The organism is Vibrio antiquarius, assembly GCF_000024825.1.
In the GTDB taxonomy this organism is placed as follows: domain Bacteria; phylum Pseudomonadota; class Gammaproteobacteria; order Enterobacterales; family Vibrionaceae; genus Vibrio; species Vibrio diabolicus.
Genome location: NC_013456.1, coordinates 3,116,313 through 3,132,323 on the forward strand (window position 1 = coordinate 3,116,313; position 16,011 = coordinate 3,132,323).

At 44.8% G+C, this 16,011-nt stretch carries 15 protein-coding genes; 5 read left to right on the forward strand and 10 right to left on the reverse strand.

What is annotated here, in order from left to right:
• Positions 1–27: 27 nt before the first annotated feature.
• Together VEA_RS14425 and VEA_RS14430 are read right to left on the reverse strand one after the other, a co-directional pair.
• Positions 28–300 (reverse strand): hypothetical protein, encoded by a 273-nt coding sequence (locus VEA_RS14425; protein ID WP_012842127.1) that lies wholly within the window; start codon positions 298–300, stop codon positions 28–30.
• 112 nt (positions 301–412) lie between these two features.
• The gene (locus tag VEA_RS14430; protein WP_012842128.1) at positions 413–754 is read right to left on the reverse strand and encodes a DUF2799 domain-containing protein; all 342 of its coding nucleotides are present in this window, start codon (positions 752–754) and stop codon (positions 413–415) included.
• Positions 755–1,034: 280 nt separating this feature from the next.
• Between VEA_RS14430 and VEA_RS14435 the strand changes: the two genes are divergently transcribed.
• From VEA_RS14435 to VEA_RS14450, 4 genes are all read left to right on the forward strand, one after another.
• Positions 1,035–2,519 carry a carbon starvation CstA family protein gene (locus tag VEA_RS14435; protein WP_006743108.1) on the forward strand — a complete coding sequence of 495 codons (1,485 nt, stop codon included), beginning with the start codon at positions 1,035–1,037 and terminating at the stop codon, positions 2,517–2,519.
• A gap of 193 nt (positions 2,520–2,712) precedes the next feature.
• Positions 2,713–4,383 carry a sensor histidine kinase gene (locus tag VEA_RS14440; RefSeq protein ID WP_005397519.1) on the forward strand — a complete coding sequence of 557 codons (1,671 nt, stop codon included), beginning with the start codon at positions 2,713–2,715 and terminating at the stop codon, positions 4,381–4,383.
• A gap of 31 nt (positions 4,384–4,414) precedes the next feature.
• On the forward strand, positions 4,415–5,143 hold the full coding sequence (gene btsR, locus VEA_RS14445) for a two-component system response regulator BtsR (RefSeq protein WP_006743107.1): 729 nt from the start codon (positions 4,415–4,417) through the stop codon (positions 5,141–5,143).
• Positions 5,144–5,214: 71 nt separating this feature from the next.
• Positions 5,215–5,688 (forward strand): arsenate reductase/protein-tyrosine-phosphatase family protein, encoded by a 474-nt coding sequence (locus VEA_RS14450; RefSeq protein WP_041852992.1) that lies wholly within the window; start codon positions 5,215–5,217, stop codon positions 5,686–5,688.
• Positions 5,689–5,734: 46 nt separating this feature from the next.
• Here the strand turns inward: VEA_RS14450 and ispH are convergent, their stop codons facing one another.
• The 6 genes from ispH to murJ form a co-directional block, all read right to left on the reverse strand.
• Positions 5,735–6,700 (reverse strand): 4-hydroxy-3-methylbut-2-enyl diphosphate reductase, encoded by a 966-nt coding sequence (ispH, locus tag VEA_RS14455; protein WP_006743106.1) that lies wholly within the window; start codon positions 6,698–6,700, stop codon positions 5,735–5,737.
• 23 nt (positions 6,701–6,723) lie between these two features.
• Positions 6,724–7,155, reverse strand: coding sequence for an FKBP-type peptidyl-prolyl cis-trans isomerase (gene fkpB, locus VEA_RS14460; protein WP_012842130.1), 432 nt, complete (start codon positions 7,153–7,155; stop codon positions 6,724–6,726).
• A gap of 156 nt (positions 7,156–7,311) precedes the next feature.
• On the reverse strand, positions 7,312–7,821 hold the full coding sequence (lspA, locus tag VEA_RS14465; RefSeq protein ID WP_012842131.1) for a signal peptidase II: 510 nt from the start codon (positions 7,819–7,821) through the stop codon (positions 7,312–7,314).
• A 73-nt stretch (positions 7,822–7,894) separates the two neighbouring features.
• The gene (gene ileS, locus VEA_RS14470; protein ID WP_012842132.1) at positions 7,895–10,723 is read right to left on the reverse strand and encodes an isoleucine--tRNA ligase; all 2,829 of its coding nucleotides are present in this window, start codon (positions 10,721–10,723) and stop codon (positions 7,895–7,897) included.
• Positions 10,724–10,787: 64 nt separating this feature from the next.
• Positions 10,788–11,723: a bifunctional riboflavin kinase/FAD synthetase gene (gene ribF, locus VEA_RS14475; RefSeq protein WP_006743103.1), complete on the reverse strand. Its 936-nt coding sequence runs from the start codon at positions 11,721–11,723 to the stop codon at positions 10,788–10,790.
• 70 nt (positions 11,724–11,793) lie between these two features.
• Positions 11,794–13,356: a murein biosynthesis integral membrane protein MurJ gene (murJ, locus tag VEA_RS14480; protein WP_012842133.1), complete on the reverse strand. Its 1,563-nt coding sequence runs from the start codon at positions 13,354–13,356 to the stop codon at positions 11,794–11,796.
• Between the two features lie 305 nt (positions 13,357–13,661).
• Here murJ and rpsT point away from each other — a divergent pair, with 305 nt between their 5' ends.
• Positions 13,662–13,922 (forward strand): 30S ribosomal protein S20, encoded by a 261-nt coding sequence (gene rpsT / locus VEA_RS14485; RefSeq protein WP_005381938.1) that lies wholly within the window; start codon positions 13,662–13,664, stop codon positions 13,920–13,922.
• Positions 13,923–14,228: 306 nt separating this feature from the next.
• Here rpsT and VEA_RS14490 read toward each other — a convergent pair whose 3' ends face one another.
• Complete coding sequence (locus VEA_RS14490; protein WP_005397309.1) at positions 14,229–14,531, reverse strand: ArsR/SmtB family transcription factor; 303 nt, start codon at positions 14,529–14,531, stop codon at positions 14,229–14,231.
• Positions 14,532–14,820: 289 nt separating this feature from the next.
• Entirely contained in the window at positions 14,821–15,711 is an 891-nt protein-coding gene (gene nhaR / locus VEA_RS14495; protein WP_005381942.1) for a transcriptional activator NhaR, read from the reverse strand.
• Positions 15,712–16,011: the final 300 nt, after the last annotated feature.

The following is a 16,011-nucleotide window of genomic DNA, read 5'->3' on the forward strand; positions in this document are numbered from 1 at the left end:
AAAGTCAGGCGCCTTTTATGGCTTAATTTAGTAGTTCAATCGTTCAATGTGAGTAATACCGACTTTACCTTCAAGGTCGCTGAACATATGAACCATTGCTGGGTATGGTTGTGCTCCAGGGTAGACAACTTCTGCATTACAGAAAAACGCATAGTTTTGTCCGGCTACGACTTGAGTAGCCACAACCAAAGGGGAGTATTTGACGCCGACAAACCCCTCGATACCTTTAGCAAATACTTCTTTATCCTCTGCTTTGAGTTCATTAAATGGACTCCAGCCACCAGCCATTTGCGTTGACATAATGTGATTCCTTTTTCTGTGCTCACTATCAAGCAATATGAACATAGTTTAATAATGATAATTTTGCCACAATTATGTTATGCGGACGGTATCACAACGGCTTTATTGACTATTAATTTGAGTACTCATTCCAGCCACGCTGCCATTCCATACGGAATTTTTGTGCTTGCTCAGTACCCTCACAAACCCCTTCATAATACTGACCAGATAACCCCATTTGATACGCAAAAGCAGGGTTACAGTATTCACGTAGACCCTCTAAATAACCTTGGTCGTAGTCACTTTGCTTAACGCTACCCAACTCACGCAGCTCGCTCATCGTGCGTGATGTATGTCCGGCTACACCATCTTGATATCCGATCTGATGCCAATCTCCTGACTTGGCAAGATCTTCCGTCGTTGCAGCGCATCCTGCAAGTAAAGCCAGCGCCAAACCTAACGTTGCCTTTTTCATGGTTCTTCCTTAAGTAATTGTTTTCAAAAATAAGCTTACCACTAATTATTGGCGTTTGCCGCTTAGCTTGCAGATTAAACCACTGACGCCTCGAATCAGCCGCTCACTACTGCAATCAACCGTTCGCCATTTTTAAAAACCGCTCAAGCAGCATATCGACCACTCAGTGCTCTATTCGACCACTCATCTACTAACCGAATGCATTTAACACAAGTGACGCATAACATGCATCCTGAGATTAAAAAATTACCCTACCCAACTAAGACCAAGGACAATTGCTATGATGTGGTTTCTAACCTGTGTCGCAGCCCTAATCGGCGGATACTTCATCTACGGCGCTTTCGTCGAGAAGATTTTCGGCATCAATGAAAAACGCCAAACGCCTGCTCACACCAAATCGGACGGTGTTGACTTCGTTCCAATGTCAACAAAGAAAGTTTATCTAGTTCAGCTACTTAACATCGCTGGTGTTGGTCCAATTTTCGGCCCAATCATGGGTGCACTATACGGTCCAGCGGCAATGCTTTGGATTGTTGTCGGTTGTATTTTTGCTGGTGCAGTACACGATTACTTCTCAGGCATGCTTTCAGTGCGTAACGGCGGCGCATCTGTACCTACTATCACTGGTCGCTACCTAGGTAATGGCGCAAAACACTTTATGAATATTTTTGCCATTGTCCTACTGCTTCTTGTTGGCGTAGTGTTCGTTTCTGCTCCTGCAGGCATGATTACTAACCTCATCAATGATCAAACAAGCTTGAGCGTAAGCATGACTACTATGGTTATCGCTATCTTCGCTTACTACATCATTGCGACGATTGTTCCTGTCGATAAAATCATTGGCCGCTTCTACCCACTGTTTGGCGCTCTACTCATCTTTATGTCTGTTGGTCTAATGACAGCCGTTGCGTTTTCTAGCGAACACACAGTAATGGGTGACTTCCAAGTTTCAGACATGTTCTCGAACCTTAACCCAAATGATATGCCACTATGGCCAGCACTGTTCATCACTATCGCATGTGGCGCGATCTCTGGCTTCCACGCGACTCAGTCTCCACTGATGGCGCGTTGTATGGAAAACGAGAAAAACGGTCGTTTCGTCTTCTACGGAGCAATGATTGGTGAAGGTGTTATCGCGCTAATCTGGTGTGCTATCGCTCTGTCTTTCTTCGGCTCTCTAGACGCACTATCAGAAGCTGTGAAAAACGGTGGTCCTGGTAACGTGGTATACAGCGCATCATTTGGTCTGCTTGGTGTGTTCGGTGGTATCCTTGCGTTCTTAGGTGTGGTTATCCTACCAATTACGTCTGGCGATACAGCGTTCCGTTCAAGCCGTCTGATCCTTGCTGAATACTTCAACATGGAACAAAAGACGCTACGTAACCGACTACTGATGGCACTTCCACTGTTCGTTATCGGCGGTATCTTAACTCAAGTAGACTTCGGCATTATCTGGCGCTACTTCGGTTTTGCTAACCAAACAACAGCAGTAATGATGCTTTGGACTGCGTCCGCTTACCTACTGCGTCACAACAAGCTGCACTGGATTACCACTATCCCTGCTATCTTCATGACCATTGTATGTGTCACGTTCATCTTAAACAACAGCTCGCTAGGTTTTGGCCTGCCAATGCAACTATCAACTATCGTCGGTATTGTGTTTGCCCTAGCAGTGACTGGTTACGTTATCAAAACCTCTAAGGGTAAAGGTGAAACTGAACTGGCTGACGAAGAGAAACCACAAGCCGTATCAGAAACAGCGTAATACTCGTCGCATCCGAGTGACTAAGATAAGAGCCTGCCAATTGCAGGCTCTTTTTGTTTTATACCCAAGTCACTTTAAGATTCAGAACTCGGAGCGCAGCGCCATGTATTAAGCTGTCTTTATTTATCTGAGCCAAGCATCTTGAAGTGACTTAGGTATACAATAACAACATTGATTCTAGGTTAGGTTCACTATGGAACTGGTCGTTTCCCTTTTACAACAGATGTGTGTTTACTTAGTTTTGGCTTACATGCTAAGTAAAACGCCAATCATCTTACCTTTGCTGAGTATTTCTTCGCGCTTAAGCCACCGCCTAATTTGTTACGTACTTTTCTCTGGCTTTTGTATTCTCGGCACCTATTTCGGTCTGCATATCAACGACGCTATTGCCAATACTCGAGCGATCGGCGCGGTCATGGGCGGGCTGTTTGGTGGACCTGTTGTAGGTTTCGCCGTCGGATTTACTGGTGGCATCCATCGATACTCTCTTGGTGGCTTTACTGACCTAGCCTGCGCAATTTCAACCACCGCCGAGGGCGTAATTGGTGGCTTGCTCCACGTTTACCTTATCAAACGAAATAAAGGCGCATTGCTGTTTAATCCAAGCGTTGTATTCAGCGTCACGTTTGTTGCAGAAGTGGTGCAAATGATTTTGCTGCTCGCCGTCGCGAAACCTTTTGATCAAGCCTATGAACTGGTGTCCGCCATTGCAGCACCTATGATCATCGCAAACTCATTTGGTGCGGCGTTGTTCATGAGTATCCTGCAAGACAGAAAAGCGATCTTTGAAAAGTTTTCTGCGACGTTTTCGCGTCGAGCACTCACCATTGCTGATCGCTCAGTGGGAATTCTAAGCAACGGCTTCAACACCGAAAACGCAGAGAAAATAGCACGTATTATTTACGAAGAAACAAAAGTGGGCGCTGTCGCGATTACCGACCAAGAAAAAATCTTAGCGTTTGTGGGCATTGGCGATGATCACCATAAACCGAACACGCCGATTTCATCGCAAAGCACATTAGACTCCATGGAGAAAAACGACATCATTTATCTTGATGGCGCAGAACGTCCATACCAATGTTCCATCGCAAAAGACTGCAAACTTGGCTCCGCGCTGATCATCCCACTACGTGCGGGAAAAGAGGTCATTGGTACCATAAAGCTGTATGAACCGAAGCGTAAATTGTTCTCCACGGCCAACATGTCAATGGCGGAAGGGATAGCTCAGCTTCTCTCTAGCCAAATCCTGTATGGCGATTACCAACAACAACAAGCCTTACTCGCTCAAGCAGAAATCAAACTGCTTCACGCTCAGGTGAATCCACACTTTTTGTTTAATGCACTCAATACTATTAGTGCGATTACTCGTCGTGATCCTGACAAAGCGCGCGAGCTAATCCAAAATTTATCGCACTTCTTCCGCAGCAATTTAAAGCAGAACATTAATACCGTGACGCTAAAGGAAGAGCTTGCACATGTGAACTCGTACTTGAGCATCGAAAAAGCTCGTTTTACGGACCGCTTAGAGGTTGAAATCGATATTCAACCTGAATTGCTGGACATCAAATTGCCAAGCTTTACACTCCAGCCTTTGGTTGAGAATGCCATTAAACACGGCATTTCAAACATGCTTGAAGGTGGTAAAGTTCATATATACAGCGAAGCACACCCACAAGGTCATTTGATTACCGTCGAAGACAATGCAGGCAGTTTTGAACCGCCAAAAGAAAACCACTCCGGGCTAGGTTTAGAAATTGTCGACAAACGTCTCACTAATCAATTTGGGCGTGATGCATCGCTAAAAATTACGTGCGAGCCACATCAATTTACTAAAATGAGCTTTATCATTCCCCCAAAATCATAAAAGCACGCTGAAGCAATAAAGGTAATGTTGGATGTTAACCGCACTCGTCATTGATGATGAACAGTTTGCTCGTGAAGAGTTGACAGAGTTATTGGATGAAACAGGACAAGTTGAAGTGGTGGGCAATGCCTCAAACGCGATCCTTGGTCTAAAAAAAATCAATGAGCTCAAACCTGATGTGGTGTTTCTCGATATCCAAATGCCTCAAGTCACTGGGATTGAACTACTTGGAATGCTTGATCCAGAAACCATGCCTTATGTGGTTTTTGTCACGGCTTACGACCAGTATGCAATTCAAGCGTTTGAAGACAACGCCTTTGATTACTTGCTCAAACCTGTCGACCCATGCCGTTTAACCAAAACGGTCAAACGGCTAAATAAAGTCATTAGTCAATCCGCCCTAACTCAACAGCTGTCTGCTATTACGCCCGACACTTTAGATCAGATTCCGTGCATCGGGCACAACCGTATCGTCATCATGGCCACCGACACGGTAGAATGTGCATACAGTGATATCAGCGGCGTGCATGTACGCTCCACCAGCCAAGCCGCGAGCACTCAACTAACATTAAAAACGCTAGAAGAGAAAACCCCACTGGTACGCTGTCATCGCCAATACTTAGTCAGCATTAAGGCCATCAGCGAAATCAAATTACTCGAAAACGGATTAGCAGAAATCATCACCAAAACTGGCTTTGAGATACCAGTAAGCCGCCGCTACCTTAAAGTGCTCAAAGAGATGCTGGGCATTAGCCACTAACACAAAAAGTTCACACATCACCGCTGAGTTTCCGCTAGCGTATAAATAAGACGCTCCGAAAAGACGAGGCGATGATGTATAAAGTTTTGTTCATATGTAAGCACAATGCTGGACGAAGTGTGCTCGCTGAGTCGATCGCAACCCATATCCTGCCAGCAGAGTTTAGTGTCGCCAGCGGCGGGTCTCACCCCACAGGCACAGTTCACCCGGTGGTGCAAAAATATTTAGATGACCACCAACTTCCCATTCCGCATACCCACACACACTCATGGGAAGAGCGAACTCAGTTTCTTCCTGACATCGTTATTATTCTCTGTGACTCTTTACATCAAGAGGCAGCTCCTCAATGGCTTGCGGGGGGCGTTCGAGTAAACTGGCAAGTTGATGCCTTTCCGACTGAAGGTTCTGATGAAGAGGTGTACGCACATTGCAAAAGGGTTGCTCAGTCGCTTGAGCGAAGAATCACGAAGATGTCTGATATGATTATCGATGGTTTAGGAAAAGACCAAATTCGTGATTACCTAAATGAACTGAGAGAGATGTAAAAAAGGCGACCCACTGGTCGCCTTTTGAATATTCGATAAATGGAGATTAATCCACTTGCTTGATTTGCAGTTCTTTAGGTACTTCAAAGAACATATTCTCTTCGCGACCAAGTACTTCATCGACCGCTTCGGCACCGACGAGTTCTTTGATTCGCTCTAGAATCTGATTGACGAGCTCTTCCGGAGCAGATGCTCCCGCAGTCACGCCGACCTTTGTTTTGCCTTCGAACCACTCAGGTTTGATATCTTCCGGACAGTCGGTTAAGTAGCCAGGTGTCCCTAGCTTTTCAGCTAGCTCTTTAAGACGTGTAGAGTTTGATGAGTTTTTAGAACCCACCACAACCATCACATCTACGTCACCCGCTAATTCACGTACGGCATCTTGGCGGTTTTGTGTCGCGTAACAGATATCGTCTTTACGTGGTCCTTGGATATCTGGGAAGACGCGGCGTAGCTCTTCGATAACATCGGCAGTTTCATCTACAGAAAGTGTCGTTTGGCTTACGTAATGAAGATCAGATGGATCTTTCACAATCGACTTCAGTTTCTCAACATCGGCCGGGGTTTGAACCAAGTACATACCACCGGTTTCACTCGCGTACTGCCCCATTGTGCCTTCCACTTCAGGGTGACCTGCGTGACCAATCAGAACCACTTCCATATTGCGGCGGCTTGCTCGCGCTACTTCCATATGCACTTTGGTTACCAACGGGCAAGTCGCGTCAAATACCGTCAAATCTCGCTGCTTGGCTTCCTGACGAACCGCCTGCGATACACCATGAGCAGAAAAAATCACAATGTTGTTGTCTGGCACTTCATGCAGCTCTTCAACGAAGACAGCGCCACGTTGTTTTAGCCCTTCAACCACAAAACGGTTATGCACCACCTCATGACGAACATAAATCGGTGGCTGATACATCTCTAGCGCACGCTCTACGATGCTAATCGCACGGTCTACACCAGCACAAAAGCCGCGTGGGTTAGCTAATAGGATTTTCATTTCATTGCTCATGGAAATTATCTTTATTGGGTTCGCTATTCTACTGACAAAATTTCAACTTCGAAAGTCACGTCTTGTCCCGCTAGAGGATGGTTGAAGTCCACAGTGACTGAATCGCCAGCAATCTCTGTAATAATGCCCGGGATTTCCATACCATCAGGACCACTGAACGCCATGATTGTACCCACTTCTACTTCTGCATCACCTACAAACTTAGTGCGATCCATATGGTGTACATGGTCTGGGTTTGGCATGCCAAACGCGTCTTCTGCTTTTAGCTCAATCGCTTTTTGTGCGCCTGTTTCGAGGCCTATCAAGCACTGCTCAAAGTTTTCACTCAAGCTGCCATCACCCATAACAAATTTCGCTGGTTTACCCATGTTATGAGTACTATCCGCAACCGATCCGTCTTTCATTTTAATCGTAAAGTGAAGGGTTACTACAGATTCATTGGTTATTGTTGTCACGTTACTGCTTCCTTGTTCTTGGGTTATTACGCTGTCAGCTTGGTCTTTTTATACATTGATGTGCTGATTGGCGCTCCAACATAATAAAAAGCGTCGCCCGAATCAACGGGCGACGCTTAGGGTTATTCAACTTTTCGCAATATACACTGCCACTACTTAGGCTTTCGCCTCGTCTTTCTTTCGAAAGCCGTCAAGAATAATCATCGCGGCACCAATACAGATCGTCATGTCTGCAAGGTTGAACGCTGGCCAGTGATAATTACCCCAGAAAAAGTCCAAATAATCTACGACAAACCCATGTATTACTCGGTCGAATACATTGCCTACTGCGCCACCAATAATCATGGCATAAGCAATATTATTCCATTTCTCTTTCGCTGGTAGTTTGCTCATCCAGTAAGTCAAAAGACCTGTAACGATAAAAGCAATACCTGTAAATAACCAACGTTGCCAGCCCGCTTGATCACTCAAAAAGCTAAAAGCAGCACCATAGTTATGCACGTACAAAAGATTAAAGAATGGCAAAATTTCTATGCGGTTTGCCCAGCCATATCCCATGTTGTTCATTACAACATACTTAATGCCAATATCAGCTAAAAAGATAACCACCGCTAACCATAACCAGCGAATACCAGATTGCTTTAAAGACAGTGCTTTTTCACTCATTACTTTACCTACAAACAGCCCCAGTAAATACTGGGGCTGTTAATTTTAAAAAAAGTTCAGTCGTTCTAGGCAATTACGCGAATTTACGTACTTCACCTTCGCCTTCTACGTTAGATACACAACGACCACAGATTTTCTCGTGACCTTCAATTGTGCCTACGTCTGGCGTGTGGTGCCAACAACGATCACACTTCTCGCCTTCAGCTGCTGCAACTTCAACAAACAAGCCTTCGATATCCGTGGCTTGTGCTGCATCAGTCTTCTCACCTAGAGGCTTAACTTTCGCCGCAGAGGTTAGTAGAACAAAGCGCAGTTCATCTTCAAGTTTGTTGATCTTCGCCGCTAAAGCGTCATCAGCAAATAGAGTCACTTCAGCTTGTAGTGCACCACCGATGGTTTTCTCTTTACGCGCATCTTCTAGAAGTTTGTTTACTGCACCACGAACCGCTTGGATCTCAGCCCAGAATTCATTGTTCAGCTCTTCACCTTCAGCAAGGCCGAATAGACCGTCGAACCACTCACCGGTGAATACGAACTTGTCGCGCTCGCCTGGCATTTCGTTCCAGATTTCATCTGCAGTGAACGACATGATTGGCGCCATCCAACGAACTAGCGCTTCTACGATGTAGTAAAGTGCTGTCTGACAGCTACGTTGAGCGTTACCGCCACGTTTTGCTGTGTACTGACGGTCTTTGATTACGTCTAGGTAGAAAGAACCCATTTCGATTGAACAGAATTGCATTAGACGCTGAGTTACACCGTGTGTGTTGTACTCTTCGTATGCTTTAACAATCTCTTCTTGTGCTGCTAGCGCACGACCAACTGCCCAGCGATCTAGCGCAACCATCTCTTCAACAGGAACGATGTCTGTTTCTGGGTTGAAGCCGCTCAGGTTAGCTAGGAAGAAGCGAGACGTGTTACGGATACGACGGTAAGCATCTGCGCTACGTTTTAGGATTTCATCCGAAACCGCAACTTCACCAGTGTAGTCTGTTGAAGCAACCCATAGACGAAGAATGTCAGCACCTAGCTTGTTAGTTACGTCTTTTGGCGCAACCACGTTACCGATAGATTTAGACATCTTACGACCCTGACCATCAACCACGAAACCGTGTGTCAGTACTTGTTTGTAAGGCGCTTCGTCTTTCATCGCGATAGATGAAATTAGAGAAGACTGGAACCAACCACGGTGTTGGTCAGAACCTTCTAGGTATAGGTCTGCACTGTTGCCGTTGTACTCTTCACGAGCATCAACAACGGAGAAGTGAGTGACACCTGAATCGAACCATACGTCTAGCGTATCGAGTACTTTTTCGTATTGGTCAGCGTCAGCACCTAGTAGTTCAGCTGCATCGACATCCCACCATGCTTGGATGCCTTTCTCTTCAACCAGCTTAGCGACTTTCTCGATCAGCTCTAGCGTGTTTGGATGAAGTTCTGCTGTTTCTTTATGAACAAACAGAGCAATTGGCACACCCCAAGTACGTTGACGAGAGATACACCACTCAGGGCGACCTTCGATCATACCTTCGATGCGGCTTTGACCCCACTCAGGCATCCACTCTACGTTCTTGATTGACTCTAATGCTTTAGCACGTAGGCCAGCTTGGTCCATAGAAACGAACCATTGAGGTGTAGCACGGAAGATGATTGGAGTCTTATGACGCCAACAGTGTGGGTAGCTGTGCTCGTAAGCGTGGTGGTGTAGTAGTGCACCTTTTTCTTTCAGTACTTCTACTACTGCATCGTTCGCTTTAAATACGTGCTGACCAGCAAATAGCTCTGTATCTGGTAAGTAAACACCGTTTGAACCAACTGGGTTTGCTACTTCTAGGTTGTACTTGTTACCAACCGCGAAGTCTTCTTGACCGTGACCAGGAGCAGTGTGAACAACACCAGTACCTGAATCAGTCGTAACGTGATCACCAAGGATCGCCGGTACAGTGAAATCGTAGAATGGGTGTTGGAATTGAGAAAGCTCTAGATCCGCACCTTTAGCAAAGCCAAGATTGTGGAAGTGCTCGATACCCGCACGGTCCATTACGTCTTTCGCTAGTTCAGCTGCAACGATGATACGTTCAGGTTGCTCGCCTTCGACTTGGATAAGTACATACTCAAGGTCATCACGTAGACACACAGCACGGTTCGCGGGAAGCGTCCAAGGAGTTGTCGTCCAGATGACAATAGAGATATCGCCTTTACCTTCATGACCTTCAGTCAGCTCAAACTTAGACAACAGTGCCGCTTCGTCAGCCGCTTTAAAACGAACGTCGATAGATGGCGATACTTTATCTTTGTATTCTACTTCCGCTTCAGCAAGAGCAGAACCACAGTCTGTACACCAGTGAACAGGTTTGAAACCTTTTAGCAGGTGACCATTACTTGCGATCTTACCAAGAGCACGAATAATGTTCGCTTCAGTTGCGAAATCCATAGTGCGGTATGGCTTGTCCCACTCACCCATGATACCAAGGCGTTTGAAGCTCTCTTTCTGACCTTCAACCTGACCTGCTGCGTATTCACGACATTTCTCGCGGAATTCTGCTGCCGTCACTTTTTGGCCTGGCTTGCCTACTTTTTTCTCTACCATTAATTCAATAGGTAGACCGTGGCAATCCCAGCCAGGAATGTAAGGTGCGTCAAAACCTGAAAGTGTTTTGGATTTAATAATAATGTCTTTAAGAATCTTGTTTAGTGCGTGACCAATATGAATGTCACCATTTGCGTAAGGAGGGCCATCGTGCAATACGAATGACTTTTTGCCTTTCTTAGCTTTACGGATTTCACCGTAAAGATCTTCTTTGTACCAACGCTTAAGCATTTCTGGCTCACGATTGGCCAGATTGCCGCGCATTGGAAACCCTGTTTCAGGTAAGTTCAGGGTATCTTTATACTCACTCATCGATTCTTAATTCCGTTATATTGGGCGAAAATTAGACATTATGTTGAACGGTGGAATAAACCGCTCAACGCTTAAGCTGACGCAGCCACACCCTTGCTGCTTCAGCATCCAATTCGATTTGTTGTTTAAGTGCTTCAAACGACTCAAACTTTTGCTCATCTCGAAGTTTATGCAAAAGTTCCACTTCTAGTTGCTTGCCATATAAATTGGCATGAAAGTCGAATAAGTGTACTTCTAACTGCTGGCGAACGCCATTGACAGTCGGTCTTTGACCAATATTAGCAACACCACCAACTGGCTTATTTCCTAAGCCAAGCGCTTGAACAACATAGACTCCGGAAACCGGAGAAACACAGCGTTTCAAAGGAATATTCGCAGTAGGAAAACCTATCGTTCTGCCCAGCTTTCTTCCGTGAGAAACACGACCGCTGATGCTGTAGTTTCTTCCCAGCATCTGTTGCGCGGAATGCAAATCGTCACGCGCCAGCGCTTGACGGATAGCCGTACTGCTGACACGTAATTGTTGTAAACAAAAGCTCTGGGTACTCACGACATCAAAACCGTACTTTTCCCCCGCTTCCTGCAGCATTGCAAAGTTACCTGTACGGCCTTTGCCAAAGCAGAAATCATCACCAACGACAAGAAACTTAACACCCAAACGCTCGACCAACAAGTCACGGATAAATTCTTCCGCGGTTAAACTTGCAAAATGACGATTGAAATTGACGCAGAGCAAGCGATCAATATCGAGCTTACTCAATTGCACGAACTTATCGCGTAATCGCGTCAACCGTGCAGGTGCCTTATCTTTGGCAAACAGCTCCATCGGCTGAGGTTCAAAGGTCATCACAACAGAAGGCAATGATAGCCTGTCCGCTTGCTCAGACACTTGCTGCAATACTTGTTGATGGCCTTTATGGACACCATCGAAATTGCCAATAGTCAGCACGCAACCATGATGTCGCGGGGTGATATTGTGAATGCCTCTAATCAGTTCCATTGGATACTGCTTTCTGCCTCTGTTTTTACTTTACACTGTGTGAAACTGACGGATTATATACTAATCACCCTTAGTCTGTCCCAGCTTTTAGGTCTTTTAAGCGTGCACCAGTTAAAAATAGAACCACTAGGTAAACCACGGCTCCTAGACCGATCAACATTCCTAGTACACCGCTGCGGTGAGCAAAGCTCCAATCTAGCCACACTGGCATGTCTTCCAATTGCCATAAGATCGCAGCCACCATCGCCGCACCTGCAATAACCAAACGTATAATAAAGAAGACGGTTCGTTTGGTGATTTGGTATACCCCTGCGATATGTAGACCACGATACAGCAATGCCATATTTACGAACGCCGAAAGTGCCGTCGCGATAGCCAAACCAACGTAGCCATAAAAGTACGCAAAAATTGCGTTAAACACCATGTTGGTCACCATCGCAATGATGCCGTACTTTACTGGCGTTTTAGTATCTTGACGCGAGTAATAACCTGGCGCGAGCACCTTGATCAACATGAAGTTCAACAAACCTGAAGCGTAGGCAAAGAGCGACAATGATGCTTGATGTACGTCTTGAGGAGAAAATTCACCTCGCATAAACAGAACCATGAGCATAGGTTTTGCCAGTACCATCAGACCAAGCATTGCAGGAAGACCAAGCAAGATCACCATGCGCACCCCCCAATCCATGGTTTGCGCGAAGCCTTCACTTTGTGCGTCAACGTGCTTACGTGAAAGCGCGGGTAAAATCACAGTCGCAATCGCAATACCAAACAAGCCTAAAGGAAATTCCAATAAACGGTCTGAGTAATACAGCCAGCTGATCGAACCGGTTTGCAAAAAACTGGCGATGAACGTATCAAACAACAGGTTAATCTGACTGACCGATACACCAAATAAAGCGGGGATCATCAAAGTACGGATTTTTACCACACCCGGATCGCGCCAGCCCCATTTTGGCTTAACCATGACGCCTGCTTTAATAAGGAAGGGAATTTGGAATAAGAACTGGACCAAACCACCTAAGAAAACACCAATGGAAAGCCCTATTTCTGGCATTTCCATTTGCGGCGAGATAAACCACGCCGCCAAAATAATCATCACATTGAGGAAAACAGGGGTAAAGGAGGAGACAGCAAATTTACCTAATGTATTGAGGATAGCGCCCGATAGAGCGACAAAGGTAATGAACCATAAATAGGGAAAGGTGATTTTGAGCATCACGCTAGCAAGCTCAAACTTTGCTGCAGCCGGGCCACCATGCATCCAGTCAAGGAACCAACCAAAACCAAACACAGCAGTGACCACGCCGGAGCCTAGGACACCTAAAATGGTAACAATCGAGACTATCCCCCCTAACGTACCCGCCGCGCGAGCAATGAGATCCCGAGTTTTATCCATGTCGCCTTGAGCATGGCTTTCCGTTAAAACAGGTACAAACGCTTGGGAAAAAGCACCTTCAGCAAACAAACGTCGTAAAAAATTAGGAATTTTATTGGCGAAGAAAAAGACGTCTGCGCTTGCTCCTGCCCCCATTAAATTTGCCACTACAACATCACGAACTAGGCCAAGAACGCGGGAAATAAATGTCATAGCACTGACGATCATGCCAGACTTGAGTAGTCGTTTACTCACTGTAACCTCGGAATATCACCATAAGACAGCTAACCCTATACTGTTTCTCTGACAGGTGCTGTAAATAGACGTCAAAAATCTATCCGCGGGTTGTAAGGAATAAGTGTGCCTTTCGCGGATAATTATTAGCATTGGTATAAAAATGCTGTTAGAATCCCCGCCATCTTAACCGCGATAACCTCTCTTACCAAAATTTGTTTTGGCTTAGATCGGTTTTTGCACAAATCATTTGACATTTAAGCGCAAATGAGGGATATTCCTCGCCCTTAAATTGTCACAGAACTAAGTTTTTGGGAGTTAGACCCTTGGCAAATAGTAAATCTGCTAAGAAGCGCGCTATCCAAGCTGAGAAACGTCGTCAGCACAATGCTAGCCGTCGCTCAATGATGCGTACTTACATGAAGAAAACTGTTGCTGCTATCGAAGCAGGCGACAAAGAAGCTGCAACTGCTGCATTCGCTGTAGTTACACCTATCCTAGACCGCATGGCAACTAAAGGCCTTATTCACAAGAATAAAGCAGCTCGCCATAAGTCTCGTTTCGCTGCACAAATCAAAGCTCTTTAATAGAGTCCTGATTTTACAGTGAAGAAAAAACCGACCTTGTGTCGGTTTTTTTATATCTACAAAATTTTCTTAATAAAAAAGCTGGCAATGCCAGCTTTTCTTTTTTCTGCACGCCTATTCAAAGGCATCAGCTTATTTACCTTATAAAGCTCAAACTGGAAAGCACCAATAAAACACTTGAGAACAAAGCAAATTGGTCGATGCGCAGCAACTCTACCATCAAAAGTTTAACGCCACTCTCAAATATTCCAACGAGTTAGATTCACAGCCTAAAATGAACGATATATTAGGTATATGTAATTAACGCTAAGCGCTTTCAGCACAATAAAGACTATGCAGTGTTTTTATTAACGCTTTCACTTCATCACTCTTTAATGTGTAGTACACGGTTTGTGCTTCTTTCCTTGTCGTGACTAGCTCATCACGGCGAAGCCAAGCAAGATGCTGAGATAATGCCGACTGGCTTAGCTCTAACTTTGCACACAGCTCTCCCACGGACAGCTCTTGGTTATGCAGCATACAAAGGATTTGTAGGCGTCTCTCGTTTGCCATCGCTTTGAGCAACACGACGGCTTTTGCGGAGTTCTGCTCCATTTCTTGTAGATTCATGTGTTGGACCTCTAGCTACAACTTACTTATTCCAACCCTGGCCAGCTTGTTGTGTTGCACTGATTTATATATCTAAGAAAATCAAGATACACTTCCAGAGTCTTCATTATTAGAACCTCTAATTTAGTTGTTAGTGATACACCAATATTATCCACCAAAGTGAAGAATTGATGCGCCATCAATAATTAATAGTTTTGCTCACTAAAACAAGTATCTTGAGTTACTTAGGTATTATTTAGAATTATATTTTTATTGATAGTAATCTATTTATTTGCGCAACGATACGGGTTTACTCAAACATTTGACTGAAATCAGCATCACAAACATTTTTTACCGCTGGGTGTTGGATCATTCGTTCCGCAAAAATCACGTAGTACTCTTCTTTTAACCCATCGACATGACCAATTAGCTGTAGATTTCGGTCGTCCTCAATCTCCGACATGTATACGGTCGGCGCTAAGAAAATCACATCATCGTGATACCGTGCGAAAGCCTTCATCAACGCAACATCATCAAATTCTCCCAACACATTAGGCTGAAGACCTTGACGATCAAACCACTGAATAACCTTACGCCCCATTGCTGTTCGGCTTGCAGGAATCAAAAGCTTTTTCTGTTCCAGAATCTCAGGGAAACGCACATTTTCAATTTCAGAAGAGGCGAAAAAGCTCATGCTGCTCTCACCTAGCTTTTTGCTATAAAGGCCAGGGCTTTGAGTTGAGTCAACGGGACAATCCGAGAGGATCATATCCAGCTTGTGCTGAGACAGTCGTTCAAGTAGCAATTCGTGGGTTGACTCATAACAGCGTAAATGAATACTGTTATCTTCCGGGACAGTCGTCATTAGTACTTTACTGACCAAGCGCTTAGATAACGCATCGGCTACGCCAACTTCAAACAGAATGTTCGAGTGCTGACTGTAATTGACGATATCTAACATCTCATAACTCAAACCAAACATTCGGTCGGCGTACTTAAAAACAAGTTGCCCTAACTCAGTTGGCTCAACTGTACGACCATTTCGTTTGGTTAACTTTCCTTTCATGCGTTCTTCAAGCGCTTTAATCTGCCCTGTCACGGTTTGCGGTGTCAGGAAAAGCGCATCGGCCGCTTTAGTTACAGAGCCCTGTTTGCACACCATCCAGAAATAATATAGATGGTTGTAGTTTAAATGTGACATGATCAAGTCCCGAAAAGAAAGTGATGCTTTTTATACCAAATGTGACAGAGACAAACAATAAACTCGACAAAACCATACAATACATTACAAAAACATAAGTTTTACCGAATATATAAAATTAACACTGTCATAAAAGTTGAACTGAGGCGCATTTTCTTTCTAAAGAAAACGCAAAAACCACACAAAACAAAAATCAATTTTATTCATTAAATTCAAAGAGTTAAAAACCTTCATTTTTCCCTACTCACACCACTATCAAAAAGAACAATAAAAATTACTCACAGCAAGAAATCTGTAATA

Coding starts and splice junctions, on each gene's coding strand:
- btsR (WP_006743107.1), top strand. CDS start 4,415: ATGTTAACCGCACTCGTCATTGATGATGAACAGTTTGCTCGTGAAGAG.
- lspA (WP_012842131.1), bottom strand. CDS start 7,821: ATGAGTGAAAAAGCACTGTCTTTAAAGCAATCTGGTATTCGCTGGTTA.
- VEA_RS14425 (WP_012842127.1), bottom strand. CDS start 300: ATGTCAACGCAAATGGCTGGTGGCTGGAGTCCATTTAATGAACTCAAA.
- VEA_RS14490 (WP_005397309.1), bottom strand. CDS start 14,531: ATGAATCTACAAGAAATGGAGCAGAACTCCGCAAAAGCCGTCGTGTTG.
- ileS (WP_012842132.1), bottom strand. CDS start 10,723: ATGAGTGAGTATAAAGATACCCTGAACTTACCTGAAACAGGGTTTCCA.
- ribF (WP_006743103.1), bottom strand. CDS start 11,723: ATGGAACTGATTAGAGGCATTCACAATATCACCCCGCGACATCATGGT.
- VEA_RS14440 (WP_005397519.1), top strand. CDS start 2,713: ATGGAACTGGTCGTTTCCCTTTTACAACAGATGTGTGTTTACTTAGTT.
- nhaR (WP_005381942.1), bottom strand. CDS start 15,711: ATGTCACATTTAAACTACAACCATCTATATTATTTCTGGATGGTGTGC.
- VEA_RS14450 (WP_041852992.1), top strand. CDS start 5,215: ATGATGTATAAAGTTTTGTTCATATGTAAGCACAATGCTGGACGAAGT.
- ispH (WP_006743106.1), bottom strand. CDS start 6,700: ATGAGCAATGAAATGAAAATCCTATTAGCTAACCCACGCGGCTTTTGT.
- VEA_RS14435 (WP_006743108.1), top strand. CDS start 1,035: ATGATGTGGTTTCTAACCTGTGTCGCAGCCCTAATCGGCGGATACTTC.
- VEA_RS14430 (WP_012842128.1), bottom strand. CDS start 754: ATGAAAAAGGCAACGTTAGGTTTGGCGCTGGCTTTACTTGCAGGATGC.